Below are 24,943 nucleotides of genomic sequence, written 5' to 3'. Positions count from 1 at the left end.
AATGTCGGCCAGCGCTGGGGGCCGCTTCGCGCCCCAGGGCTACAAATCGCCACTCAACTGCCCGGCCCGGGCCCAAGGCGCGATGGACAGATGAGCCGCCAGAAACTCCAGCAGCAGCGTGACACGAGCGGGCCGGAAGCTGCCGGGCGGTGTGACCAGGTGGATGGCGATATCGGCGAATCGCCAGTCGGGCAGCACCTCTTCCAACACACCCGCCTGCAGCGCCTCCCAGACGATGAACTCCGGCTGCAGGGCCAGGCCCTGGCTGGCGAGCAAGGCAGGCCCCAGCAGGTCGGCATTGTTGCTGCGCAGGCTCCCCTGCACCGGCACGCTGAAATCACCCTGGGTCGCATGGCGAAACGTCCAGCGCTCGGGCGTGGGCAGGTTGGTGTAGATCAGGCACTGGTGCTGCCCCAGGTCCCGCGGATGCTGCGGTCGCCCGTGGCGCGCCAGGTAGGCCGGCGTGGCCACCAAGGGGCGGCGCACGGCGCAAAGCCGGCGAGACCTGAGCGTGGAGTCCGGCAGCTCGGCGATGCGCAGCGCGACATCGTAACGGCCAGCCACCACGTCGACGATGCGATCGTCCAGGGACAGGTCGAGCTCGATCTGCGGGTAGCGCTGTTGAAAGACCGGCAGCAACGCCGCGAGGTACTTCAGGCCGAACGACATGGGCGCCGCCAGGCGTATCCGCCCCTTCGCCACGTTGGCCTGCTGGGAGGCCTGCGCTTCGGCGGCGCGCCCCTCCTCCAGGATGCGCTGGGCACGCTCCCAAGCCTGCTGGCCCGTGCTGGTCAGCTCCAGGCGGCGCGAGGTGCGATGCAGCAGCGCGGCGCCCAGGCGCCGCTCCAGCCGGCCGATGGCCTTGGACACCGTCGGCTGGGAGATGCCCAGCACCTGCGCGGCACCGGCGAATGAACCACTGTTGGCGACCTGGGCGAAGATCGCCCAGGCTTCCAGGTCTGGAAGGTTTTTCATCGAAAAAATGGCATGCATGAAATGCCATTCATTCTATTCAGCGTATCGGCCGTTCTCAATACTATGCTTGGCAGGCCTTGGCCAAGCGAGGCTGCCACCCAGCCCCTTGGCCCTGAGTGGAACTCTGAAGGGAAGGAGCACGCCCATGCGCTTTACGTTGCCAGCCAAGCGCCCGACGAACCCGGGGAAGGCTTCTCATATGGCGCAACCAGGGAACTACTCGATCGTGCGCAATCGCGAAGATCACCCCGACCCCGAGCTTCGCCTGGACATTCCCTGTGCCGACGCCTACACCGTCATCGTCCAGCTTCAGGATTTCGCCGCGCACAAGCTGTGGCGTGGCCGCGACCTGGCCTTTGTCGGCGGCCACGCACGCCAGAGCGTGTCCATCGCCTACCTGGGCGATGAGTTGCGCTGCCAGCACCTGGCGGCCTACGACAACATCAGGTTCACCGTGCCACGCCACACGATCCGCTCGTTGTTCTACGAAGCTGGCAGCCCGACGGACCAAGGGCTGGAGCGGGTCCTGAGCCAGGTCGATCCGGTCAGCTACTACCTGTCCCAAGCCTTGCTGCCAGCGATGACCCAGCCCGGCGAAGCCAACCAGCTGTTCATCGACCAGGTGGTGCTCGCCCTGCTCACCCACCTCGACGATCGCTACGGCAAGGCCGTGCTGGCCAACGAGAACGGCAAGGGACTGTGCCCTTGGCAGTTGCGCCGGGCCAAGGAGATGATCGCCAGCCACTTGGTCGAGGGCCTTTCGGTCGAACGCCTGGCGCAGGAATGCTCGCTGTCGCGCAGCTATTTCACCCGGGCCTTCAAGCGCAGCACCGGCCTGTCTCCCCATGAATGGCTGATGAAGCTGCGTATCGACAAGGCCAAGACGCTGATGACGCAGAGCCACCTGCCCCTGTCGCAGATCGGCCTGGAATGCGGTTTCGCCGACCAGTCGCACCTTTCCCGGGTGTTCCTCAAACAGGTTGGCGTCGCGCCGGCCAGCTGGCGTCGCGCCCAGCGACACGGCAACGACGAGCAGGGCACATAGGTGCAAAGCCGGCACATTCATTCAAGAAACCTCGCACGGACGAGGCTAGCGTAGTCACCAGCACCGCAAACCGAGGGCGGCCCGATGACCCATGACCTGTCTCAAGATGTCGCGACATTGCTGGTACGCCACTGTGTGAAACAAGGCGCGGAACAGGACTATGAGCAGTGGCTGCGCCGCACCGTGGCCACGGCCAAGCGCTACCCGGGCCACCTCGGCGTCGATGTGATGCGTAACCGCGACGCCGGCCAGCATCAATTCACCTCCGTCATTCGCTTCGCCAGCACTGCCCAACTGCAGGGCTGGCTCGACTCCGACGAGCGTCGCCAACTGGTCGCGCAAGTGGCCCCGCTGCTGGTCGATGGCGACCGCACCGAGGCGAACGCCGACCGCGAGTTCTGGTTCACGCCCTCCGAGCAAGGCAGCGCGCCGGTGCGCTGGAAGCAGGCCTGCGTCACCTTCCTGGTGATCCTACCCCTGAGCCTGGGCGTGCCGCTGCTGTGGCAGCCGCTGTTCGCCCGCTGGCCCTGGCTGGGGGGTTATGTGGCCAGCAACGTGCTGATCACGCTCAGCATCGTGCTGCTGGTGGTGTATATCTTCATGCCCCAGGTCACACGCTGGTTCGCCCCCTGGTTGGAGAACAAGCGCAGCGGGGCGTAGCCCTGGCCGTGGTCGCGTAGGTGTTTTCCTTGGCCTGGGTTGTCGCGTAGAGTTTCCCCACGCGAACCAAGGCACCGCATCACGCATGGACAAATACGCGCCACGCCAGTGGCTTCCCCACGAAAAGCCCAGCCTGCCCGGCTCGCCATCGACCCCTTTGCATGCCCCGGCCAAGCGCCTGGCCTTTGGCGTGGTCGGCCTGCTGGTGGCCATCACCGGTGGTTTGGGCAACGCCCTGGTGGTCGCCAACCTGCCGTTCCTGCAAGGCGCCCTGGGCGCGACCAGCGCGGAAATGGCCTGGCTGCCCGCCGCCTTCGTGATGACCAACGTGTCGATGAACCTGCTGCTGGTGAAGTTCCGCCAGGAGTTCGGCCTGCGCGCCTTCACCGAAGTGTTCCTGGTGCTCTATGCCCTGGTGACCTTCGCCCACCTGTTCGTCAACGACCTGAACTCGGCCATCGCCGTGCGCGCGGCCCACGGCATGGTCGGGGCGGCGCTGAGCTCGCTGGGCCTGTACTACATGATCCAGGCCTTCCCCGCGCAGTGGCGCCTGAAGGCCATGGTGCTGGGCCTGGGTGCCTCGCAGCTGGCGGTACCGCTGGCCCGGGTGTTCTCCGAGGACTTGCTGCAGATCGCCGAGTGGCGCGGCCTGTACCTGTTCGAGCTGGGCCTGGCGCTGGCCGCGCTGGGCTGCGTGCTGCTGCTCAAGCTGCCGCCGGGCGACCGCTTCAAGACCTTCGAACCGCTGGACTTCCTGACCTTCTCGTTGATGGCCAGCGGCACCGCCCTGCTCTGCGCCGTGCTGTCGCTGGGGCGCATCGACTGGTGGCTGGACGCGCCGTGGATCGGCGTGGCCCTGGCTGCGTCCATCGCCCTGGTGTGCTCGGGGCTGGCCATCGAGCACAACCGCCGCAACCCCTTGCTGATGACCCGCTGGCTGGGCAGCGCCGCGGTGATCCGCCTGGCCCTGTGCGTGATCCTGATCCGCATGGTCACCTCGGAACAGTCCACCGGCGCGGTGGGCTTCCTGCAGGGGTTGAACATGGGCAGCGAGCAGATGCGCACCCTGTACGCGATCATGCTGCTGGGCGCGGTCTGCGGGCTGGTCACCAGCGCCCTGACCATCAACCCCGCGCACCTGGTCACGCCGCTGTTCATCTCGCTGGCGGCGATGGCCACCGGGGCCTTCATGGACAGTGCCTCGAGCAACCTGACGCGCCCCGGGCAGATGTACCTGAGCCAGTTCATGCTGGCCTTCGGCAGCACCTTCTTCCTCGGCCCGTCCATGGCCCTGGGCATCAGCCATGTGCGCACCAACCCGCGCAATCTGGTGAGCTTCTCGGTGATGTTCGGGATCTGCAACAACCTCGGCGGCTTGATCGGCTCGGCCCTGCTGGGCACCTTCCAGACCGTGCGCGAGAAGTTCCACTCCAGCAACCTGGTCGACCAGCTGAGCGCCCTCGAACCGTTGGTCGCGGCGCGGGTCCAAGGTGGCGGCGCCAGCTACGCCGGCATCATCCATGACCCGGCCCTGCGCAACGAGGTCGGCATGCGCCTGCTGGCCAACGCGGCCACCCGCGAGGCCAATATCCTCGCCTATAACGATGTCTTCATGCTGATCGGCGCCATTGCCGTCGCGACCATGATCTGGATCCTCATCCGCGGCAGCTGGGTCAAGTACGCGACCCGGCAGGCCCCCTCCCCCGACACCACCAGTGGCGCTTCGACCCGATGACCCAACCGACCCAGTCCACGACCACCACCGCCATCGCCGAGACCCCGGAAGGCACCACGCCACCCAGCGAGCCGAGCAGCCCGGTACGCTCGCGGCGCGTGCGCATCCTCTCGTCGGTCAGCTTCGCCTGCGTGGCCCTGGCCGGCATCCTGCTGGTGCTCTATGCCTGGCGCCTGCCGCCGTTCAGCAGCGCCATCGAAAGTACCGAGAACGCCCTGGTGCGTGGCCAGGTGACGATCATCGGCCCACAGCTGGGCGGCTATATTGTCGAGGTGCCGGTGCACGACTTCCAGTTCGTCAAGGCTGGCGACCTGCTGGTGCGCCTGGACGACCGCATCTACACGCAGCGCCTGGCCCAGTCCATCGCCCAGTTGCAACAGCAGCAGGCGGCACTGGCCAACAACCTGCAGCAGCGCAAGAGCGCCGAGGCCACCATCGCCCAGCGCCAGGCGGCCATCGACGATGCTGCGGCGCAGGCCGCCAAGGCCCAGGCCGACCTGCGGCGCAACGAGGCGCTGGTCAGCGATGGCTCGGTGTCCCAGCGTGAACTGGACCTGAGCCGGGCCAGCCATGCCGCGGCGATCGCCAGCCTGGCCCAGGCCAGGGCGGCGCTGGAGATCGCCCGCCAGGACCGGGAGACGGTGATCGTCAACCGCGCTGCCCTGGAAGCGGCGGTGGAGAATGCCAAGGCCGCCGTGGAGCTGGCCCGCATCGACCTGGACAACACCCGGGTGACGGCCCCGCGCGATGGCCAGCTGGGGCAGATCGGCACCCGCCTGGGGGCCTACGTCAACCCGGGCGCGCAACTGATGGCGCTGGTGCCCGATACCCTGTGGGTGATCGCCAACATGAAGGAAACGCAGATGGCCAACGTGCGCATCGGCCAGCCGGCGACCTTCACCGTCGATGCCCTCGATCATTTGCGGTTGCGCGGCCACGTGCAGCAGATCTCGCCGGCCACCGGCTCGGAGTTCGCCCTGTTGCAGGCGGACAACGCCACCGGCAACTTCGTCAAGATCGCCCAGCGGATCCCGGTACGGATCACCGTCGACCCCGACCAGCCCGAGGCACAGCGGCTGCGGCCGGGGATGTCGGTGGTGGTCAGTATCGATACGCGGGAGCAGTGACGGCTGGCCATTGGGGGCTGCTTTGCAGCCCCCAATACTCAGGGCGTCCAGTCCACGCCATGGTCATCCAGGTAGTCATCCACCGCCGCCCCCACCGTTGGGTGGAAGATGTCGGTGCCGATATGGCTGAGCACCTCCAGGCGCAGCAGCTTGTCCTTCACCGGGTCTTTCACCTCCGCCAGGTGCAGCTCGATGCCCGCATTGCGCAGCAATTGCTCCAGCTCGACGAGCATGTCGGCCGAGGTCACGTCCACGCTGGTGACCGGCTCCGCCGCCACCACCACCCGCCGCACCCCGGCCCCGGCGTCGGCGACGGCGTCCAGCACGCAGCGCTGGAACAGCTCGGCATTGGCGAAGAACAACGGCGCATCCCAGCGAAACAGCACCAGCCCCGGCACCCGTCGGGCATGGGGGTAGCGCGACACGTCGTGGTAGCCGCGAATGCCGGCGACCCGGCCAAGCACGGCATAGTGCGGGCGCCAGCCATCCCAGAGGAACTCGATCACCGCGATGACCACCGCCAGGCCGATGCCTGGAACCGCACCGAACACCGCCACGCCGACGAAGCAGGTGATCGACAGCCAGAACTCCCAGCGCTGAATGCGGTAGATGCGCCGCAGGTCCTTGAATTCGAACAAGCCAATCGCCGCCGCGATGACCACCGCCGCCAGGGCGCTTTCCGGCAGGTGGTGCAGCAGGTCGGGCGCCAGCAACAGCAGCAGCGCCACGCCCAGCGCACCGACCACACCGGCCAGTTGGGTCTTCGCCCCTGCCGCTTCGGCCACCGGCGTGCGTGACGAACTGCTGCTGACCGGAATGCCCTGGAACAACCCGGTCGCGAGGTTCGCCAGGCCCAGGCCGAACATTTCCTGGTTGGGGTCGACCTGGGTGCGGGTCCGGGCGGCGTAGGTACGCGACAGCACGCTGGTATCGGCGAACGACACCAGCGCCACCGCGGCACCGCCGATCAGCACGGTGGCCAGGTCACCCAGGCCGATCAAAGGCAGGGAGAACCCCGGCAGCCCCTCGGGCAGCGCGCCGACCACCGCCACCCCATGGCTGGCCTCCAGGCCCAGTCCACCAGTGGCCAGGGTCGCGAGCAGCACGGCGATGAGAATGCCCGGCACCCGCTCGTAGCGCTTGCACGCGAGGATGATTGCCAGGGTCGCGGCGCCCAACGCGAAGGCGTGCCAGTTGGCCGCGCCATCGAGCAAGGCGCGCAGCAGTTGCGTGGTATCGCCCAGCGGGCCGCTGCTCTGGCTGGAGATACCGAACAGCTTGGGCGTCTGGCTGATCAGTACCGTGAGGGCGATGCCGTTCATGTAGCCGTAGCGGATCGGCTTGGACAACAGCTCGGTGACGAACCCCAGCCGCAGCAGGCCGGCAGCGATGCAGATCAGCCCCGACACCAGGGCCATGGCACTGGCCAGGGCGATCGCGCGCATCGGGTCGCCGGCGGCCAAGGGCAGCACGACGGCCAGGATGATGGGCACCAGCGCCGAGTCCGGCCCCAGCACCAGGATGCGGCTGGGCCCGAACAGCGCATAGGCGAGCAAGGGGACGATGGTGGCGTACAGGCCGTAGATGCCCGGCACGCCCGCGGCCTGTGCGTAGGCGATACCGACCGGCACCAGCATGGCCGTCAGCACCAGGCCGGCGAGCAGGTCCCGGGGCAGGCAGCCCGGCGGGTAGTGGCGCAACAGGCGCAGGCCGGGCAACCAGCGCTGCCAGCCGCCGGCTGGCGCAGCGGCCTTGTACGGTGGCGGCGGGTCCAGCCGGGTCGGTGAGCGATTGTCCATGGGCCCCCTGGCTCAGAAGCGCGGCCCCCCCCCCCGAAGAGCTTCCAGGCCGCCGATCACTGCAGTATGGATGACGCACGGCGCCTTGCCGGCTCACGCACAGGCCATGACAAACATCGCCCCAGCGTTTACTGTCGCGCACGCACGCCCTGCCTGCCGGAGTTGTCCCCATGCAACTGAACAACCTGATCCGCCGCCTCGACCTGGTCACCCTGCAACTGTTCGTGGCCATCCACGAGGAAGGCAGCCTGACCCGCGCCGCCACCCGCGAGGCCATCGCGGTCTCGGCGGCGAGCAAGCGCCTGAACGAGCTCGAGGGGGCCCTGGGCTCGCCACTGTTCGTCCGCCAGGCCCGTGGCATGCAGTTGACCCCAGCCGGCGAGACCCTGCTCCACCATGCCCGGCGCATGCTGTTCAACCTGGAGAAGATCGGCCTGGAGCTGGGTGAGCACCTGCAGGGCGTGCGCGGCTACGTGCGCATGCTCGCCAACCTGTCGGCGATCATCCAGTTCCTGCCCGAGGACCTGGCGCTGTTCTGCGCGCACCACGAGCGGATCAAGGTGGACCTGGAGGAGCGGCCGAGCAACGGCGTGATCCAGGGCCTGCTCGACGGGGTCGCCGACCTGGGGATCTGCTCCAGCGACAGCGACACCCGCGAGCTGCTCAAGGTGCGCTACAAGCGCGACCAGCTGGTGCTGGTGCTGCGCGCCGGGCACCCGCTGGCAGGGCATGGCCAGGTGGCCTTCGTCGATGCCCTGGACAACGACTTCGTCGGCCTGCACGCGGCCAGTTCCATCAACATGCGCACCCATGAGGCGGCGCGCCGTGCCGGCAAGGTGCTGCGCCTGCGTATCCATGTGCCGAGCTTCGATGCCGTGTGCCGCATGGTGCAGGCAGACATGGGCGTGGGCATCCTGCCGCGCCAGGCCTTCGAGCTGTTCGGCGGTGCGCTGGGGCTCCAGGCCGTGGCGCTCAGCGACGACTGGGCCGAGCGCGAGCTGCTGCTGGTGGCGCGCGACCTCGACTCGCTGTCGCCGGTCAGCCGGCTGCTGTTCGAGCATTTGCGCGGTGACAGGGGTTGAGAATGGGCTGACAGGCTCACCGGACACCTCGACCGTTCGCATTTGGCGAACGGTAGTTGCCGACACAGGATTGGTGCCCTCGCCCGCGTCGCCGTAGCCTCTGGCACATAGTCCAAGAACAAGAGGTACGCACCATGCCCGCCCCACTCGAAGGTATCAGGGTCCTGGAAATAGGCACACTGATCGCCGCCCCGTTCGCCGCTCGCCTGCTCGGTGAGTTCGGTGCCGAAGTAATCAAGATCGAAGCCCTCGGCCAGGGCGATCCCCTTCGCAAGTGGCGAAAGCTGCACCAGGGCACCTCGCTCTGGTGGTACCTGCAGTCGCGCAACAAGAAATCCCTGGCGCTCGACCTCAAGGCCGCCGAAGGCCTGGAGATCGTCAAGCGCCTGTTGCAAGACACCGATGTACTGATCGAGAACCTGCGCCCCGGCGCCCTGGAGAAACTCGGCCTGGGCTGGGACGTGCTGCACGCGCTGAACCCCAGGCTGACCCTGGTGCGCATCTCTGGCTACGGCCAGAGCGGTCCCTACCGCGACCGCCCAGGCTTCGGCGCCATCGGCGAGGCCATGGGCGGCATCCGCTACACCACCGGCGAACCGGGCTCGGCCCCGGCCCGCGCCGGCGTCAGCCTGGGTGATTCGCTGGCCTCGCTGCACGCCGTCATGGGCGCCCTGCTCTCGCTGTTCAACGTGCGCGCCAACGGTGGCGAAGGCCAGGTGGTGGATGTGTCGCTGGTGGAAAGCGTGTTCAACCTGATGGAGAGCCTGGTCCCCGAATACGACCTGCTCGGCCATGTACGCGAGCGCAGCGGCGGTGCCCTGCCCGGCATCGCACCGTCGAACACCTACCGCACCGCCGACGGCGCCTTCGTGGTCATCGCCGGCAACAGCGACCCGATCTTCCGCCGCCTGATGCACACCATTGGCCGTCCGGACCTGGCCGAGGCCGCCGAGTTCGCCCACAACGATGGCCGCGCCGCCCAGGCCGCGCTGCTCGACGAGGCGATCGAGGGCTGGACCCGTCGCCATCCCATCGCGCAGGTGCTGGCCGCGCTGGAGGCCGCCGAGGTTCCTGCCGGGCGCATCTACTCGGTCGCCGACATCGTCGCCGACCCGCACTACCAGGCGCGCGGCATGCTGCTCGACAGCCAACTGCCAGACGGTACCCCGGTGCGCATGCCGGGCATCGTGCCCAAGCTGTCCGCCACCCCAGGGCGGGTCGACTGGCAAGGCCCGGCGCTGGGTGAACACACCGATGCCCTGCTCGCGGGCATCGGCCTGGGCGAGGACGACATCGCCCGCCTGCGTACCGAGGGGGTGGTGCAATGATCCCGGCCAATCCCGACTTCATGCTGATCCAGGAAGTCGCCCCCCGCGACGGCCTGCAGATCGAACCGACCTGGGTGCCCACCGAAGAGAAGATCGAGCTCATTGACGGTCTCTCGGGCCTGGGGTTCTCGCGTATCGAGGCGGGCTCGTTCGTCTCGCCCAAGGCGATCCCGGCGCTGCGCGACGGCGACGAGGTGTTCCGTGGCATCCGCCGCCAGCCCGGGGTGGTCTACGTCGCCCTGGTGCCCAACCTCAAGGGCGCCGAACGCGCCCTGGCCGCCGGCGCCGACGAGCTGAACCTGGTGCTCTCGGCCAGCCAGTCGCACAACCTGGCGAACATGCGCATGCGCCGCGAGCAGTCCCTGGCCGGTTTCGGCGACATCGTCCAGGCGGTGCACGGGCGCTCGGTCAGCCTCAATGCCACGGTCGCCACCGCCTTCGGCTGCCCGTTCGAAGGGCATATCGACGAAGACCTGGTGCTGCGCCTGCTCGATGCCTACCTCGAACTGGGCGTGCAAGGCGTGACCCTGGCCGATACCACCGGCATGGCCAACCCGCGCCAGGTCGCGCGCCTGGTGCGGCGTAGCCTGGAACGCCTGCCCGCGGCCATGCTCACCCTGCACTTTCATAACACCCGTGGCCTGGGCCTGTGCAACGTACTGGCCGCCTACGAAGCCGGGGCCCGGCGTTTCGACGCGGCCCTCGGCGGGCTCGGTGGCTGCCCCTTCGCCCCAGGCGCCTCGGGCAACATCTGCAGCGAGGACCTGGTCAACCTGTGCGCCGAAACCGGCATCCCCACCGGCATCGATCTGGACGGCCTGCTGAGCCTGTCACGCAGCCTGCCGGCGCTGCTCGGCCACGAGGTGCCCGGGCAACTGGCCAAGGCCGGACGCAATTGCGACCTGCACCCGTTGCCGGAGCACCTGCCCGGCTGAAACACCGCGCCATCCGGGGGCCCCCGGCCCCCACCAGACAACAAGAACAACAGGGCCGCCTGTAGTGCGGCCGACTGGAGAATGAACGATGAGTCTTTCCGCCCTGCAACTGGGCGCCAGCGATGGCGCCGACAGCGAAAAAGCCCTGGTGCGCAAGGTCGCCTGGCGGCTGATGCCGCTGATCATGGTCTGCTACCTGTTCGCCTTCTTCGACCGCATCAACATCAGCTTCGCCAAGTTCCAGTTGCAAACCGACCTTGGCTTCAGCGATACCGCCTACGGCCTGGGCGCCAGCCTGTTCGTGGTCGGCTATGTGCTGTTCGAGGTGCCCAGCAACCTGATGCTGTACAAGGTCGGCGCGCGCCGCTGGATCGCCCGCATCATGATCTCCTGGGGCCTGGCCACCGCGGCCATGGTGTTCGTCACCAGCGAGTGGCAGTTCTATGCCCTGCGCTTCATCATCGGCGCCATGGAAGCCGGCTTCGCGCCGGGCGTGCTGTACTACCTGACCCTGTGGTTCCCGCGTCACTACCGGGGCCGCATCACCTCGCTGCTGTTTCTCGCCTCGGCCTTCGCCGGGTTGTTCGGCGCCCCCTTCTCGGGGCTCGTGCTCGACCACCTCGACGGGGTGATGCAGATCCGCGGCTGGCACTGGCTGTTCCTGCTCGGCGGCCTGCCCTGCGTCGGCCTCGGCCTGCTGGTGCTGACCCTGCTCAAGGACCGTGTCGAGGATGCCGGCTGGCTGGACGCCCGGGAGAAACAACTGCTGCTCTCGCGCATCGACCCGCCCCAGGCCGCCCACGGCCAGGGCTCGCTGCTGCAAGCGATCCGTATTCCCGGCTTCCTGACCTTGGGGCTGATCTACTTCCTGATCCAGATCGCCTCCTATGGCCTGAACTTCTGGGCACCACAGCTGATCCGCAGCGCGGGTACCGAGAACCCGTCGATGATCGGCCTGCTCACCGCGGTGCCCTATATCTGCGGCGCCATTGCCATGGTGATCTGCGGCAGGCTGTCGGACGCCACCGGAGAACGCCGCTGGTTCACCGCCGGGCTGGTCGCCCTCGGGGCGCTGGGTTTCCTCTGCGCCGGGCTGTTCGATGACAACACGCCGCTGCTGATCCTCTCCCTGGGCCTGCTCGGGGCTGGCGTGGTGGCCTCGATCCCGAGCTTCTGGGCGCTGCCGCCGAAACTGCTGGCCGGCGCTGGCGCCGGGGCTGCCGGTGGTATCGCCCTGATCAACACCCTTGGCCAGTTGGGCGGCATCGTCAGCCCGGTGCTGGTGGGGCGCATCCGCGACCTGACCGGCAGTACCACCCCGGCGCTGTACCTGATCGCCCTGACCTGCCTGGTCACCGTCGCCCTGGTGCTGTTCGCCCTGCCGCAGAAGCTGCGCACGCGGGATGTGCCCCATCAGTGATGGGGCCCGCCGATTGCGCAGATGCCGTCCTGCCATGATTGCGCACCCTCTGGCCCGCGGGTTCTAATTCTGCCCGCCGGCCACGCCGGAGCCTTACCTTCGCAATCAAGGACGCTTTACCATGCACAGGAAGATCGTACCGCTGGCACTGCTGGCCACCTTGGCCGGCTGCTCGGATACCAAGGATGCCAGCGAGGCCAATTTCCAGAAGGCCGCCCAGGCCTACCTCGACACCCAGTACCCCCGCTGCTTCGTGATCACCTCGTTCCCGACCAAGACCCGCGACTTCGACCTCAACGGCACCAACAAGGCGCTGCATGCCCTGGCCCAGGTCGGCGTGGTCAGCGAAAAGGAGATCTCCCGCACGCAAGTGCCCGAGCGCCTGTGGCAGCCGGCCCGCACCGACATCTACTACGCCTACGACCTGACCGACGAAGGCCGCAAGTACTACAAGGCCGATGCGCAGCAGAGGATGAACGGCACCACCTCTGGCGGCCTGTGCTTCGGCAAGGCCCAGGTCACCGCCATCGAGCGGTTCAGCGAGCCGGGCGAGATGATGGGCCAGCAGATCTCCCGCGTGACCTACGCCTACAAGGTCACCGACCTGCCCGCGTGGGCCGGCGATGACAACGTCAAGGCCGGCATCTCGGGCCTGGACAAGATCGTCGCCAGCGCCCAGACGCCGCTGAAGGAAACCCGTGCCATGGTCCTGACCAACAAGGGCTGGGTGCACGAGCGGCTGTTCGGCAAGTAGCCATCCGAGGCGCAGGGCCCGCCCTGCGTCTACAACCACCAGGCCAGCACTGCCGGCAACCAGGCGAACGACAGCACCGTCGAGCACATCACCAGGTTGGCCACCTGCTCCGGCGAACGGTTCGCCCGCACCGCCAGCAGGTAGTTGAACACCGCCACCGGCATCGACGACTGCACCACCAGCACCGCCCGCTCCAGCGGCTCCAGGCCGAGCGCCGCGCCCACGCCCCAACCCACCGCCGCCCCCAGCACGATGCGCAGCCCGCCGAGCAGCAGGCCGTTGCCTACATGGCGCAGGCGGATGCTGGCCAGTGACACGCCCAGGGTCAGCAGCATCAGCGGGATGGTCATGCCGCCCAGCAGGTCGACGGTGTTGGCCAGCCAGCGCGGCAGCTCCAGGTCGAGGAAGATGATCGGCATGGCCCCGACCAGGCTGATCACGATCGGGTTGCGCAGCAACGCCTTGAACGACGCAGCGCTGCCGGACATGGCCAGGCCCACGGTGAACTGGAAGATCGACAGGGTCAGGAAGAACGCCACGGCCAGGGCCAGCCCGTGTTCGCCGAAGGCATACAGGCTGATCGGCAGCCCCATGTTGCCGGTGTTGGGGAACATGAAGGCCGGCAGCAGCACTCGCCAGTGCTGGCCCGACGCACGGCAGACCAACAGGCCGGCCAGGGCCATGCCGAGCATGCACAGCACGCAGCCCAGGGCCATGCTGGCGAAAGCCGTCGGGTCGAGGTCGGTGCGGCTCAGGGTCGACAGCACCAGGGACGGAGTGCCGACCGTCATGACGATCCCGGCGATGAACTCGGTCGGGTAGTCGAGCCCGCGGCGGGCCCAGGCATAGCCGATGCCGGCGACGATGAAGACAGGCGCCAGGACGGCGAACAGCGAAGCCAGCATGTGTTCTCCCTGAACCGGATTAGAGAAGGCAGCCGCCATTATGCGGGGGGTGGCCCCTTCTCGGGCAAGCCTTGCTGCCAGTTTTGCGGCCGCTTCGCGCCGGCTTCCACAGGTTTCCCACTGCCCTCAGACGCGATGGAGTACCTGTGGGAGGATAGGGCTGGTACAGACAAACAAGACAATCGACGATCAGGCAATGACCGCAGCTTCCCCCTCCCCTGGCAACGGCGAATCGCCCGGCAAGGCTGCCGCCACCCCGGGCCCGGACTTCGGCACGAACTGCGCCCCGCTGCCCGACAAGCGCCAACTCACCTCGGTGATCCCGTAGCGCTCGGCCATCGGCCGGCTCACTTTCCTGATCCGCTCCCGCCCGAATTTCGGAATGATCCCGACCCCGGCATCACAGCTGGCCCAATGCCAGGCCTCGGCGTTGTCCATGCGTTCCAGGCGAATGATGAAGCTGCGCTGCTCGCCATGCAGTCGATAGTCGATGATGTACAGCTGTGGGGTTGGCATCGTAGGGGCCCTCCTCTTCTCCATGGATGACTTCCTGATTGATCGGGGTTTTCCGTGAAGATTCAAAAGATTGTCGAACAATGTGAATGAGTGGGCTGAAACCCTCGCCGCGGCCTGCATCCCTGTGCCAGGAGGGTATGGATCGATCCGGGGCGGCGGCCCCTGGCCACCACCCCGGATCGCTGCCCGGCCGGTTCAGCGCCGGGCCTCAGCGAACGCAGGCCTTCACCGGTTGTGGCCGCCGCCGTGGCTGTGCTGGCCACCCTTGCGGCCGGCCTCGGAAGCGCGCTCACGGTCATTGGCGAAGTTGCCCCCGGAGTTCTGGCCGCCTTTGTGGCCGGCGCGGGAGGCTTTTTCGCGGTCGTTGGCGAAATTGCCCGGGTTGGTTTCCTTGGTGCCGCCACGTTGGCCGGATCGCTCTTGGTCACGCGCCATGTCGTTTCTCCTTGCTAGTGGAATTGGCTTGGCACGGAATTGCGCCATGCAGTACTTCCGAACCGGCGCTGGCGGCCTCTGCTCAATCGACATGGCCCAGGGCTGACGAGTGGCGCCAAACGCCCGCTTGGCCAAAAGCTTGTGCGCCAGCGTCTGGCGCAGGGACGCTTGCCGGCGATGGGGCGCGCAGCGGCCCCGAATGGCTTGCCCGCAGTTTTTTCGCACTTCCCCGCCCCAGCCGCTGTCACACCTCAGGATGCCGTTCCCCCAACACCAGGAAGACCGTCATGACACCGACCCACGCCACCCGCCAGGCCTGCCGCCAGCTCGCCCTGGAGCAGAACCAGCGCCTGTTCGCCCAGGCCTACCAGCTCGACCACGCGGCCTTCGCCCTGCTCGAGCGCCCCGGCCTGGATGCCGGTCGCTTCGACCACTACCAGTCGCTGCGGCGCAAGGCCGCCGAACGCTACGAGGAGGCCCTGGAGCACCTGGCGCTGATCGACCAGAGCTTTGGCGCGCGTTCACCGGCGATCGCTCGCCGCTGAGCCGAAGGGCGGCCTATAATCGCGCATCACACGCCCGGCGATGCTTCCAAGGGCCGAACCTTCAGGTCTGTACAAGGCTCCGTTCCATGAAGTCGTCCTCCAAGCAGTCCCCAGCCGCCCCGCAGAACCCAGCGCTGAGCCCCAGCCACCTGGACTTCCCGGTGGTTGGCATCGGCGCCTCGGCAGGTGGCCTCGAGGCCATCTGCACCTTCTTCCGGCAGATGCCTGCCGACTGCGGCATGGCCTTCGTCGTGGTGCTGCACCTGTCTCCCGACCACCAGAGCGTGGCCGACCGCATCATCCAGGAAACCACCGCCATGCCGGTGCGCCAGGTCAGCGAGCCGGTGCCCATCGAGCGCAACCATGTCTATGTGATTTCCCCGGCCAACCGCCTGTCCACCAACGACGGCTACCTGCGGGTCAGCCCGGCCAACCGCCGACGTGGCGACCATGTGGCCATCGACCTGTTCTTCCGCGACCTGGCCGACGTGCACAAGGACCACGCCTTCTGCGTGGTGCTTTCGGGCACCGGTGCCGATGGCGCGGTGGGCCTGTCGCGGATCAAGGAGCAAGGCGGCGTGACCCTGGTGCAGGCGCCGGACGATGCCCAGTACGATGGCATGCCCCGCGCGGCGCTGGAGACCGGCATGGTCGACCTGGTGCTGCCGGTGGCCGACATGCCGCAGAAGCTCATGGAACTGTGGCACAACGCCCGCCAGGTCCGGCTGCCGGAAATCGAGGACGACACCCTGCCGCCGGCGCTGGGCAGCCGCCGTGGCGACGCGCGTCAGGCCGAGCCGCTGCTGGAGGAGATCCTGCTGCTGTTGCGCACCAATACCGGCCACGACTTCCAGCACTACAAGCGCGCCACCGTGCTGCGCCGCCTCGAGCGGCGCTTGCACGTCACCGGCCAGGCCGACCTTGCCGCCTACTACCGCTACCTGGAGCAGCACCCGGAGGAGTCCGCGGCGCTGCTGGCCGACATGCTGATCGGCGTGACCAACTTCTTCCGCGACCGCGAAGCCTTCGAGGCGCTGGAGCGCCATGTGCTGCCCGAGCTGGTCAGCGACGGCGAAAGCGGCGACGGCCCGGCCGAGATCCGCGTCTGGTCGGCTGGCTGCTCCACCGGCGAAGAGGCCTACAGCCTGGCCATGCTGGTCTGCGAGCAACTGGCCGTGGAGCAGCGCGCGGCCAAAGTGCAGGTGTTCGCCACCGACCTGGACGAACGCGCCATCACCTTCGCCCGCAGTGGCAGCTACCCCGAGGCGATCGTCACCGACGTGCCGCCGGCACGGCTGCGCCAGTTCTTCGTCAAGGAAGACCAGCACTACCGGGTACGCAAGGAAATCCGCGAGAAGGTCCTGTTCGCCCGCCACAACCTGCTGTCCGACCCGCCCTTCTCGCAGATCGACCTGGTGGTCTGCCGCAACCTGCTGATCTACCTGGACCGCGAGGTGCAGCACGACATCCTGCAGATGTTCCATTTCGCCCTGCGCCCTGGCGGTTACCTGTTCCTCGGTTCGTCCGAGTCGGCCGACGTGGCCGGCGAGCTGTTCACCCCGGTGGACAAGCGCAACCGGATCTTCCGGGCCCGTGCGACCAACCCCGCCAGCCGGCGCTCCGGGCGCGAGTTGCCCGGCGCCGAGGTGCAGGCACCGATCCCGGACAACCGCACCAAGGCCCGCCCCGGGCGCAAGCTGTCCTACGCCGAGGTGCACCACCGTGCCCTGGCCCGGCGCACGCCTCCGAGCCTGATCGTCGACGGCGACGGCAACATCCTGCACATGAGCGAAGGGGTCGGCCGTTTCCTGCACCTGGTAGGCGGCGAACCCAGCCGCAACCTGCTCAACCTGGTCCTGCCACCCCTGCGCCTGGCCTTGCGCAGCACGCTGTTCCAGGCCCGCCAGGGCTCCCAGGCGGTCACCTCGCGGCCGGTGGAGCTGGTCGAGGGCGAGCGCAGGCTGCAGGTGGAAGTGGTGGTCCAGCCGCACAAGGACGAGCCCAGTGCCAGCGAGTACCTGCTGGTGGTCTTCGAGGAGCGCCTGCCAGACCCATCACTGCTGCCGGCCAGCGGCATCCGCCAGACCGACAGCATGGTCCTGGCCAACCTGGAGCGCGAGCTGCAACGCACCCGCCTGCAATTGCAGGAAACCATCGAGCAGTCGGAGATCTCCAGCGAGGAGCTGACCGCCTCCAACGAAGAGATGCAAGCCATCAACGAGGAGTTGCGCTCGGCCAGCGAGGAGTTGGAGACCAGCAAGGAAGAGCTGCAGTCGATCAACGAAGAGCTGCTGACGGTCAACTACGAACTCAAGAACAAGGTCGAGGAAACCGACAAGGTCAACGACTACCTGAGCAACCTGATCGCCTCCACCGCCATCGCCACGGTGTTCGTCGACCGCAACCTGCACATCCGCTGGTTCACCCCACGCGCCACCGACATCTTCAACATGCTGCCGGTCGACACCGGCCGCTCCCTGCTCGACATCACCCACCGCCTGGACTACCCGGAGCTGGCCGACGACGCCCGCGCCGTGGCCCAGGGCGAGACCACCATCGAGCGCGAGGTGGGCGGCGAGAACCAGCGCTGGTACCTGGCACGCCTGCTGCCCTACCGCTCCAGCGAGCAGAAGATCGACGGCACGGTGCTGACCTTCATCGACATCAGCAAGGGCCGCGCCGCCGAGGAGCGGTTGCGCCTGGGCGAGGAACGCATGCGCCTGGTGGCCGAGAGCACCCATGACTTCGCCATCATCCTGCTCGACGAGCACGGCCTGGTCACCGACTGGAACACCGGCGCGACGCTGATCTTCGGCTACGCCAAGGCCGAGGTGATCGGCCGCCACTACGCATTGATCTTCACCGAGCAGGACCGCCGCGAGGGCGTGCCGGAGCGTGAGCTGCGCGCGGCCCGGCTCAACGGTCGCGGCCAGGACGAGCGCTGGCAGGTGCGCAAGGATGGCAGCCGGTTCTACTGCAGCGGCGAGATCTCCCTGCTCAAGGGCAGCAGCTTGCGCGGCTACGTCAAGATCGCCCGCGACCTGACCGGGCACAAGCGCCTGCACGACGAGCAGAGCAAGCAACTGGCCGAGTCGCAGAACACCAGCCACATGAAGGACGAGTTCTTCGCCATCATGTCCCATGAGCTCAAGCACCCGCTGAACCTGATCCAGCTCAACGCCGAGATCCTCCGCCGCCTGCCGTCGGTGAAGCACACCAGCGCCGCCAGCAAGGCGGTTGGCACCATCTGCGACGCGGTGTCCAGCCAGGCGCGGATCATCGACGACCTGCTCGACGTGGCACGCATCCGCACCGGCAAGCTCAAGCTCAAGACCGAGCCGGTGGACCTGTGCGCCATCCTGCGGGGCATCCATGCGGTGGTGGTCAGCGAACAGCACCCCTGCAACGTGGTGCTGGAGATGCCGGCCGATGACCAGGCGCTGTTCATCGAGGGCGACAGCACGCGCCTGGAGCAAATCATCTGGAACCTGCTCAACAATGCCTTGAAGTTCAGCCCCACTGGCAGCGACATCCGCCTGGTGCTGGGCCGCCAGGGCGAGCAGGCCTGCCTGCAGGTGATCGACCAGGGCATCGGCCTGAGCGAGCAGAGCCTGGAGTGCATCTTCGACCTGTTCAACCAGGGGGTCCCGCAACCGGTCGGCCACAGCCGCGAGGGGCTGGGGATTGGCCTTTCGCTGGTGCGCCAGCTGGTGCAGGCCCATGGCGGCAGCGTCCAGGCCAGCTCGCCGGGGCTCGGCAAGGGCTGCACCTTCGTCGTGTGCCTGCCGTTGTGCGACGCCGACCAACCCGCCTGTGCCCCGGCCGGCGAGCAGCAGGCCGAGGGCCGCTTGAGCGGTATCCGGGTGCTGCTGGTGGACGACTCGATCGAGGTGCTGGAGGTGATGCAGCAGTTGCTGGAAATGGAGAGCGCCGACGTGCAGGCCTACAGCGACCCACGCGCGGCGCTGGAAGCCGCCGGCGGCGAGCGCTACGACATCATCCTCTCTGACATCGGCATGCCGGGCATGGACGGCCACGCCCTGATCAAGGCGCTACGCGGCCATGCCCACCTGCGCTACACGCCAGCCATCGCCCTGACCGGCTATGGCGCCAGCGCCGACCAGTACAAGTCGCGGCAATCCGGCTTCGACCGCCACCTGAACAAGCCGGTGGGTTATGACGAACTGGTGGAGGCGATCGAGGCGTTGAGCGGCTCGGTGCCCTACTGACCGCTCATCCGGCCGGTGGCGGATCGGGCACGACATTCAGGGCATCGCGCCACCGTCATCTGCCGTCATGGCAAGAAAACCCACAAGCGGAGTTCGCGAGCCCAAGGCACAGGATGCGATGGGCGCGGCCCGAGAATGAACTCCCGAGGCCCCTAGGCATGCACGCTCCACTGGCAGGCATCCGCTGCGATCGGCATCTCGTCGATGGCATGGATCATCCCGCTCTGCAACGCTTCCTTGGCCCCGAGGATACGCGGATAGGCCATCAGGTAGCGGGGCACGTCGAGCACCTCGGTGGCGCCCTGGGTGCGCTCGGCGACGATCTGCGCGTAGAGCTGCAGGTCGTAGTCCAGGCTCATGGCGTATTCGGCCATCCGGGCATGGTCCACCGAGCCATGCAGGGTCCAGTGGAACGGATGGAACAGGAACTTGCTCATGGCGCAGGCGGTACGGCGCTCGCCGGCCAGGAACAGGATGTTGCCCATGGACTCCACCGTGCCCAGGTTGTGGGTGTGCACCGGCACCGGCAGCGAGCGCAGGAAGTTGTACAGGGTGAAACCGTAGCTGCACTCCCCGCCCATGGTGGCGATGTTGACCTGCAGCACCTCGGCGCCCTGCTGCAGGGCACGGGAACAGGTGTTGATCAGGTTGCCGCAGGTGGATGAGTTGATCGGGCCGGTGTAATGGATGATGTGTCTGGCCATGCGTGCCTCCAGGGTTGGCAGATCATTCCAGTGGAACGGGCTGGCCTTCAGCCCGCTTCGCCATCGCGAGGCGGGTGGGCCGCATCGTCTCGCTCGCCCTGCTCGCCCAGGCGCTGGTACTGCTTGCGCAGTGCATGCAGCTGGGCCGGGTCCATGTCTTCCAGGTCGAGCAAGGCCTTGTGCGCCTTGCGGGTGGTGCGCAGCAGCTCGTCGATCTTGATGTGCAGTTCGTCGTTGTCGCGGTTCTGGGTGTTCTGGATCAGGAACACCATGAGGAAGGTGACGATGGTGGTCGAGGTGTTGATCACCAGTTGCCAGGTGTCATTGAAGTCGAACAACGGCCCGCTCACGCCCCAGGCCAGGATCACTACGAGGGCGATGGCGAAGGTCAGCGGGCGGCCGGACCAGTTGGCCAGCCATTGGGCGAAGCGGTCGAATTTCATGTTGGCGGTCCTCCCGCGCTGCCTGGGCCTCAGCCCGGCAGCTTGTCCTCGCCGGGCAGGCCTTGCAGGTCGGGGTCGTCCGGCAGGACCTCCGGCTCGTCGTCGATCGGCTGCGGCTGGGTCGTACCGGGCAGTTCGTGCAGTTCGTCGAAAGCGTCGTCGGTCTTCATCGCAGGTTCTCCTCTGGCTGACGAGGCGCGGTTTCGCGGCCCCGGCATCCGGTGGAGAGACAGGCCACGGCAAAGTTCCAATTGTGAGCGCCGTGGTTGAAACCCAGGGGCTGCTTTGCAGCCCAACCCCAAGCCACGACCGAAAGGCCACTCGTCAATCCTGCTGAACCTGGCCACGCCTGCCCAGTCGCACATTCAAGAGCTGCCCGCATCCGTGGCCAGGTTTTCCAGGACGCGGGCGATATCCTCCACGAGCGAAGGAAGGCACCGTGAGCGAGATCCGCATTGGCATTTCCGGTTGGCGCTATGGCCCCTGGCGCAAGGATTTCTACCCCACCGGCCTGCGCCAGGACGACGAACTGGCGTTCGCCTCGCGGGCGGTCAACAGTATCGAGATCAACGGCTCGTTCTACGCCCTGCAAACACCCGAGCGCTACCGCAACTGGCACGACCAGACACCCGAGGGCTTCGTCTTCTCGGTCAAGGCGCCGCGCTACATCACCCATGTGCGACGGCTCAAGGAGATCGAGCAGCCGCTGGCCAACTTCTTCGCCTCCGGGCCGTTGCTGCTGGGCGACAAGTTGGGGCCGATCCTCTGGCAGTTTCCGCCGAGCCTCAGGTACGACGAGGCGCGCTTCAGCCATTTCCTCGAGTTGCTGCCGCACCGGCGCAAGGCCGCACGGGCTTGCGCCGAGCAGTGCAGCGAACAGCTGAAGGGCAACGGCGCCACCGCGCTCAAGGGTGACGGGGCCCTGCGCCATGCCGTGGAGATCCGCCACGACAGCTTCTGCTGTACGGCCTTCGTCGAGCTGTTGCGCCGCCACAACGTCGCCCTGGTGGTGGCCGACAGCGCAGGCAAGTGGCCCTATGTCGAGGATGTGACGGCCGATTTCGTCTACCTGCGCCTGCACGGCGACGTCGAGCTCTACAGCAGCGGCTATACCGCCCGTGCCCTGCGCCGCTGGCAGGCGCGCATCGAAGCCTGGAGCCGGGGCGGACAGCCCGACGATGCCCAGCTGGTCGTCCAGCGCGCCCCGCGCAAGCGGGCCTCACGGGACGTCTACTGCTATTTCGACAACGACCAGAAAGTCCACGCGCCCTACGACGCCCGGCGCTTGCTGGAAAGGCTCAAGCTGGACGGCGAGCTGCTCACCGAGCCGGGCGTGGAACCGGAGGTCGAGCTGTGAACAAGACCCTGCCCGCCCCCCGCTGCATCATCGACCGGGTCACCGCCGTGCATCGGCTGAACGTGCTGACCATCAACGTGCATAAGGGCTTCACCCTGTTCAACCGACGCTTCATCCTGCCCGAGCTGCGCGAGGCGGTGCGTGCCACCGGCGCCGACCTGGTGTTTCTCCAGGAGGTACACGGTAGCCACCAGGAACACGCCCTGCGCCATCCGGCCTGGCCGGCCACACCCCAGTACGAGTTCCTCGCCGACAGCATGTGGCCGCAGTTCGCCTATGGGCGCAACGCCGTGTACCCCCACGGCGACCACGGCAATGCCCTGCTGTCGAAGTTTCCCATCGCCGAGTACCACAATCTCGACGTGTCGATCCAAGGCAACGAGCAGCGCGGCCTGTTGCATTGCCGGCTGGAGGTGCCCGGGCACGAGCAAGTGCATGCCGTCTGCGTGCACCTGGGCTTGCGCGAGGCCCACCGGCAGAGCCAGGTACGCCTGCTGCTGGAGCTGCTCGACAGCCTGCCGCCCAAGGCCCCGGTGATCGTCGCCGGTGACTTCAACGACTGGCGGCTGAAGGCCGATGCAGTGCTGTCCCAGCGCCTGGTGGAAGCCTTCGGGGAACACTTCGGCACACCGGCGCGCAGCTTCCCGTCGCGCCTGCCGCTACTGCGCCTGGACCGCATCTACCTGCGCAACGCCATGCCGTGCGCGGCCCAGGTCCTGTCCAAGTACCCCTGGTCGCACCTCTCCGACCATGCGCCCTTGGCGGCAGAGGTGAGCCTGTGAACAGACCCTGGGTGGATGGCAACCATGTCGAGCTGCTGATCAACGGCGAGCAGTACTACCCGCGCGTGTTCGAGGCCATGGCCCAGGCGCGGGAAGAGATCCTGCTGGAAACCTTCATCATCTACGACGACAAGGTCGGCCAACAGCTGCAGCAGGTGCTGATCGATGCCGCCCGGCGAGGTGTACGGGTCGAGGTGGCCGCCGACGGCTACGGCACCGCCGACCTGCCGGATAGCTTCGTCTCGGCCATGACCGAGGTCGGCATCCGCTTCCATGCCTTCGACCCGCACCCGCGCCTGGCGGGCATGCGCACCAACCTGTTCCGCCGCCTGCACCGCAAGATCGTGGTGATCGACGGCAAGCGGGCATTCATCGGCGGCATCAACTACAGCGCCGACCACCTCGGCGACTATGGCCCGATGGCCAAGCAGGACTATGCCGTGGAAGTCACCGGCCCGGTGGTCGTCCAGTTGCATGCCTCCAGCCGCCGCCTGTTGGCGCCAGTACTGCAGCCGCCGAGCCAAGTGCGCCCGGTCACCCAGCCCTGCGGCCAGGCCAGCGCCGTGTTGGCCGAACGCGACAACGGCCGTCATCGCAACGACATCGAGGCCTATTACCTGGAGGGCTTTCGCCTGGCGCGCCGGCGCATCCTGGTGGCCAACGCCTACTTCTTCCCCGGCTACCGGTTGATGCGCGAACTACGCAATGCCGCCCGACGGGGCGTGGAGGTGACCTTGATCCTCCAGGGGCAGCCAGACATGCGCTGGGTCAGGGCCCTGTCGCGATTGCTGTACAACTACCTGCTGCGCGACGGCGTGCGCATCCACGAATATTGCCAGCGCCCCTTGCACGGCAAGGTCGCGCTGGTGGACGAGGAATGGGCCACGGTGGGTTCGAGCAACCTCGACCCGTTGAGCCTGTCATTCAACCTGGAGGCCAACCTGCTGATCCGCGACCGCGCGTTCAACCAGCAGCTGTACCGGCACCTGAGCGAACTGGCCAGCCAGCAATGCAGGGCGGTCACCCTGGAGCGGATGATCCGTGGCTACTGGTGGCGGGCGCCGCTGATCTTCCTGTGCTTCCACATCATCCGCCATTTCCCGCGGATCGCCGGCTGGTTCCCGGCCCATCGCCAGGAACTGCAATCGCTGCGCCCGACCCAGGAAGACGAGTCCACCTACCACGAGGGCAAGACCTGATGGAGCGAAAGCCATGGCAGACCTGGGGCAAGCGCCTGCTCACCCTGGCGTTCCTGGTGCTGGTGCCGGCGCTGCTGTACATGCTGGCGCGCAACCTGGACTGGAGCGAAGTGCGCCAGTCGCTGCTGGCCTACAAGCCCGCGACTCTGGCGGTGGGCCTGGCCCTGGCCCTGGCCAGCTACCTGGTGTTCGCCAGCTACGACCTGCTCGGCCGTGCCTATACCGGCCACCATTTGCCCGTGCGCCAGGTATTGCCGGTGGCGTTCGTCTGCTATGCCTTCAACCTCAACTTCACCACCTGGGTCGGCGGCGTGGCCCTGCGCTACCGGCTGTACAGCCGCCTGGGCCTGGACACGCCGACCATCACGCGGATCCTGACCCTGGGGCTGTTGACCAACTGGGTCGGCTACATGCTGCTGGCGGGCACGGTGTTCGCCCTGCGCCTGGTCAAGCTTCCGGACGACTGGGCGGTGGGCGTCGTCGGCCTGCAACTCATCGGTTTCCTGTTGCTGGCCGTGGCGCTGGGCTACCTGCTGGCCTGCGGTTTCGCCAAGCGGCGCACCTGGCGTCTGCGCGCGCATGAAATCACCCTGCCGTCGCTGCGCCTGGCGCTCTGCCAGGTGACCTTGGGCGCGAGCAACTGGGCGCTGATGGCGGCGTTGATCCACTGGCTGCTGCCCCAAGAGCTGTTCTTCCCATCGATCCTGGGCATCCTGCTGATCAGTTGCGTGGCCGGGGTGGTGGCGCACATTCCCGCCGGGCTCGGGGTGCTGGAGGCGGTGTTCCTCGCCCTGCTCCACGGCCAGCTCGGCCAGAGCAGCCTGGTGGCCGCGTTGCTGGGTTACCGCACGTTGTACTACCTGATTCCGCTGTTGCTGGCGGTGCTGGTCTACCTGGTGCTGGAAAAGCGCGCCAAGGCCATGCGCCGGCGCGGCAAAGCGACATTGCGCAAGACCTGACGACGGCCG

The 24,943-nt window shown here is 67.4% G+C and carries 22 protein-coding genes and 1 pseudogene; 15 read left to right on the top strand and 8 right to left on the bottom strand.

The features are described 5' to 3' along the window. Window positions 1-39: 39 nt before the first annotated feature. On the bottom strand, window positions 40-993 hold the full coding sequence (locus ABFA30_RS15420; RefSeq protein ID WP_410045636.1) for a LysR substrate-binding domain-containing protein: 954 nt from the start codon (window positions 991-993) through the stop codon (window positions 40-42). Window positions 994-1,174: 181 nt separating this feature from the next. Between ABFA30_RS15420 and ABFA30_RS15415 the strand changes: the two genes are divergently transcribed. The 4 genes from ABFA30_RS15415 to ABFA30_RS15400 all read left to right on the top strand — a co-directional run bounded on the left by ABFA30_RS15415 (window position 1,175) and on the right by ABFA30_RS15400 (window position 5,542). Then, a complete protein-coding gene (locus tag ABFA30_RS15415) occupies window positions 1,175-2,020 on the top strand; it encodes a helix-turn-helix domain-containing protein (protein ID WP_253080532.1) in 846 nt (281 codons plus the stop codon). 84 nt (window positions 2,021-2,104) lie between these two features. Continuing rightward, entirely contained in the window at window positions 2,105-2,680 is a 576-nt protein-coding gene (locus ABFA30_RS15410) for an antibiotic biosynthesis monooxygenase (protein ID WP_225787759.1), read from the top strand. Between the two features lie 85 nt (window positions 2,681-2,765). Beyond that, window positions 2,766-4,415: an MFS transporter gene (locus ABFA30_RS15405; protein WP_225787758.1), complete on the top strand. Its 1,650-nt coding sequence runs from the start codon at window positions 2,766-2,768 to the stop codon at window positions 4,413-4,415. After that, entirely contained in the window at window positions 4,412-5,542 is a 1,131-nt protein-coding gene (locus ABFA30_RS15400) for an HlyD family secretion protein (RefSeq protein WP_410045635.1), read from the top strand. The genes ABFA30_RS15405 and ABFA30_RS15400 overlap by 4 nt, the downstream gene beginning before the upstream one ends. Before the next feature lie 38 nt (window positions 5,543-5,580). Here the strand turns inward: ABFA30_RS15400 and ABFA30_RS15395 are convergent, their stop codons facing one another. Next, on the bottom strand, window positions 5,581-7,341 hold the full coding sequence (locus ABFA30_RS15395; RefSeq protein WP_410045634.1) for a SulP family inorganic anion transporter: 1,761 nt from the start codon (window positions 7,339-7,341) through the stop codon (window positions 5,581-5,583). A gap of 170 nt (window positions 7,342-7,511) precedes the next feature. On the opposite strand from ABFA30_RS15395, the gene ABFA30_RS15390 reads away from it, so the two are divergent. The 5 genes from ABFA30_RS15390 to ABFA30_RS15370 all read left to right on the top strand — a co-directional run bounded on the left by ABFA30_RS15390 (window position 7,512) and on the right by ABFA30_RS15370 (window position 12,860). Next, complete coding sequence (locus ABFA30_RS15390; protein WP_225787755.1) at window positions 7,512-8,423, top strand: LysR family transcriptional regulator; 912 nt, start codon at window positions 7,512-7,514, stop codon at window positions 8,421-8,423. 134 nt (window positions 8,424-8,557) lie between these two features. Then, on the top strand, window positions 8,558-9,751 hold the full coding sequence (locus ABFA30_RS15385) for a CaiB/BaiF CoA transferase family protein (protein ID WP_225787754.1): 1,194 nt from the start codon (window positions 8,558-8,560) through the stop codon (window positions 9,749-9,751). Beyond that, window positions 9,748-10,686: a hydroxymethylglutaryl-CoA lyase gene (locus ABFA30_RS15380; protein ID WP_225787753.1), complete on the top strand. Its 939-nt coding sequence runs from the start codon at window positions 9,748-9,750 to the stop codon at window positions 10,684-10,686. The genes ABFA30_RS15385 and ABFA30_RS15380 overlap by 4 nt, the downstream gene beginning before the upstream one ends. Window positions 10,687-10,774: 88 nt before the next feature. Then, window positions 10,775-12,106 (top strand): MFS transporter, encoded by a 1,332-nt coding sequence (locus ABFA30_RS15375; RefSeq protein ID WP_225787752.1) that lies wholly within the window; start codon window positions 10,775-10,777, stop codon window positions 12,104-12,106. 121 nt (window positions 12,107-12,227) lie between these two features. Further along, a complete protein-coding gene (locus ABFA30_RS15370) occupies window positions 12,228-12,860 on the top strand; it encodes a hypothetical protein (protein WP_225787751.1) in 633 nt (210 codons plus the stop codon). Window positions 12,861-12,889: 29 nt separating this feature from the next. On the opposite strand, the gene ABFA30_RS15365 is transcribed toward ABFA30_RS15370, so the two are convergent. The 3 genes and pseudogenes from ABFA30_RS15365 to ABFA30_RS15355 form a co-directional block, all read right to left on the bottom strand. Further along, entirely contained in the window at window positions 12,890-13,765 is an 876-nt protein-coding gene (locus ABFA30_RS15365; protein WP_225787750.1) for an AEC family transporter, read from the bottom strand. 189 nt (window positions 13,766-13,954) lie between these two features. After that, window positions 13,955-14,281, bottom strand: coding sequence for a DUF6555 family protein (locus ABFA30_RS15360; protein WP_225787749.1), 327 nt, complete (start codon window positions 14,279-14,281; stop codon window positions 13,955-13,957). A gap of 225 nt (window positions 14,282-14,506) precedes the next feature. After that, window positions 14,507-14,662: pseudogene (locus tag ABFA30_RS15355) on the bottom strand (general stress protein); the annotation flags it as partial. A 341-nt stretch (window positions 14,663-15,003) separates the two neighbouring features. On the opposite strand from ABFA30_RS15355, the gene ABFA30_RS15350 reads away from it, so the two are divergent. Further along, window positions 15,004-15,261, top strand: a complete 258-nt coding sequence (locus ABFA30_RS15350; protein ID WP_225787747.1) for a hypothetical protein — start codon at window positions 15,004-15,006, stop codon at window positions 15,259-15,261. Window positions 15,262-15,347: 86 nt separating this feature from the next. Beyond that, window positions 15,348-19,490 carry a CheR family methyltransferase gene (locus ABFA30_RS15345; protein ID WP_253080527.1) on the top strand — a complete coding sequence of 1,381 codons (4,143 nt, stop codon included), beginning with the start codon at window positions 15,348-15,350 and terminating at the stop codon, window positions 19,488-19,490. A gap of 152 nt (window positions 19,491-19,642) precedes the next feature. Here the strand turns inward: ABFA30_RS15345 and ABFA30_RS15340 are convergent, their stop codons facing one another. From ABFA30_RS15340 to ABFA30_RS15330, 3 genes are read right to left on the bottom strand one after another with little or no spacing between them, the layout of a single operon-like run. Then, window positions 19,643-20,194 carry an ATP-dependent Clp protease proteolytic subunit gene (locus ABFA30_RS15340; protein WP_225787745.1) on the bottom strand — a complete coding sequence of 184 codons (552 nt, stop codon included), beginning with the start codon at window positions 20,192-20,194 and terminating at the stop codon, window positions 19,643-19,645. Window positions 20,195-20,241: 47 nt separating this feature from the next. Then, the gene (locus tag ABFA30_RS15335; RefSeq protein ID WP_225787744.1) at window positions 20,242-20,637 is read right to left on the bottom strand and encodes a low affinity iron permease family protein; all 396 of its coding nucleotides are present in this window, start codon (window positions 20,635-20,637) and stop codon (window positions 20,242-20,244) included. A 29-nt stretch (window positions 20,638-20,666) separates the two neighbouring features. After that, complete coding sequence (locus ABFA30_RS15330) at window positions 20,667-20,807, bottom strand: hypothetical protein (protein WP_225787743.1); 141 nt, start codon at window positions 20,805-20,807, stop codon at window positions 20,667-20,669. 269 nt (window positions 20,808-21,076) lie between these two features. Here ABFA30_RS15330 and ABFA30_RS15325 point away from each other — a divergent pair, with 269 nt between their 5' ends. From ABFA30_RS15325 to ABFA30_RS15310, 4 genes are read left to right on the top strand one after another with little or no spacing between them, the layout of a single operon-like run. Continuing rightward, window positions 21,077-21,994 carry a DUF72 domain-containing protein gene (locus tag ABFA30_RS15325; RefSeq protein ID WP_225787742.1) on the top strand — a complete coding sequence of 306 codons (918 nt, stop codon included), beginning with the start codon at window positions 21,077-21,079 and terminating at the stop codon, window positions 21,992-21,994. After that, the gene (locus ABFA30_RS15320; protein ID WP_253080524.1) at window positions 21,991-22,776 is read left to right on the top strand and encodes an endonuclease/exonuclease/phosphatase family protein; all 786 of its coding nucleotides are present in this window, start codon (window positions 21,991-21,993) and stop codon (window positions 22,774-22,776) included. The genes ABFA30_RS15325 and ABFA30_RS15320 overlap by 4 nt, the downstream gene beginning before the upstream one ends. Continuing rightward, window positions 22,773-23,975 (top strand): cardiolipin synthase ClsB, encoded by a 1,203-nt coding sequence (clsB, locus tag ABFA30_RS15315; RefSeq protein ID WP_410045633.1) that lies wholly within the window; start codon window positions 22,773-22,775, stop codon window positions 23,973-23,975. The genes ABFA30_RS15320 and clsB overlap by 4 nt, the downstream gene beginning before the upstream one ends. Next, on the top strand, window positions 23,975-24,934 hold the full coding sequence (locus ABFA30_RS15310; protein WP_410045632.1) for a lysylphosphatidylglycerol synthase domain-containing protein: 960 nt from the start codon (window positions 23,975-23,977) through the stop codon (window positions 24,932-24,934). The genes clsB and ABFA30_RS15310 overlap by 1 nt, the downstream gene beginning before the upstream one ends. Window positions 24,935-24,943: the final 9 nt, after the last annotated feature.

The sequence above is a fragment of the Pseudomonas sp. HLMP genome (assembly GCF_046365545.1).
GTDB classification, from domain to species: Bacteria; Pseudomonadota; Gammaproteobacteria; order Pseudomonadales; family Pseudomonadaceae; genus Aquipseudomonas; species Aquipseudomonas guariconensis_B.
The sequence above is the reverse complement of the archived record's forward strand: the minus strand, read 5'-3'. Positions and strand labels throughout refer to the sequence as shown.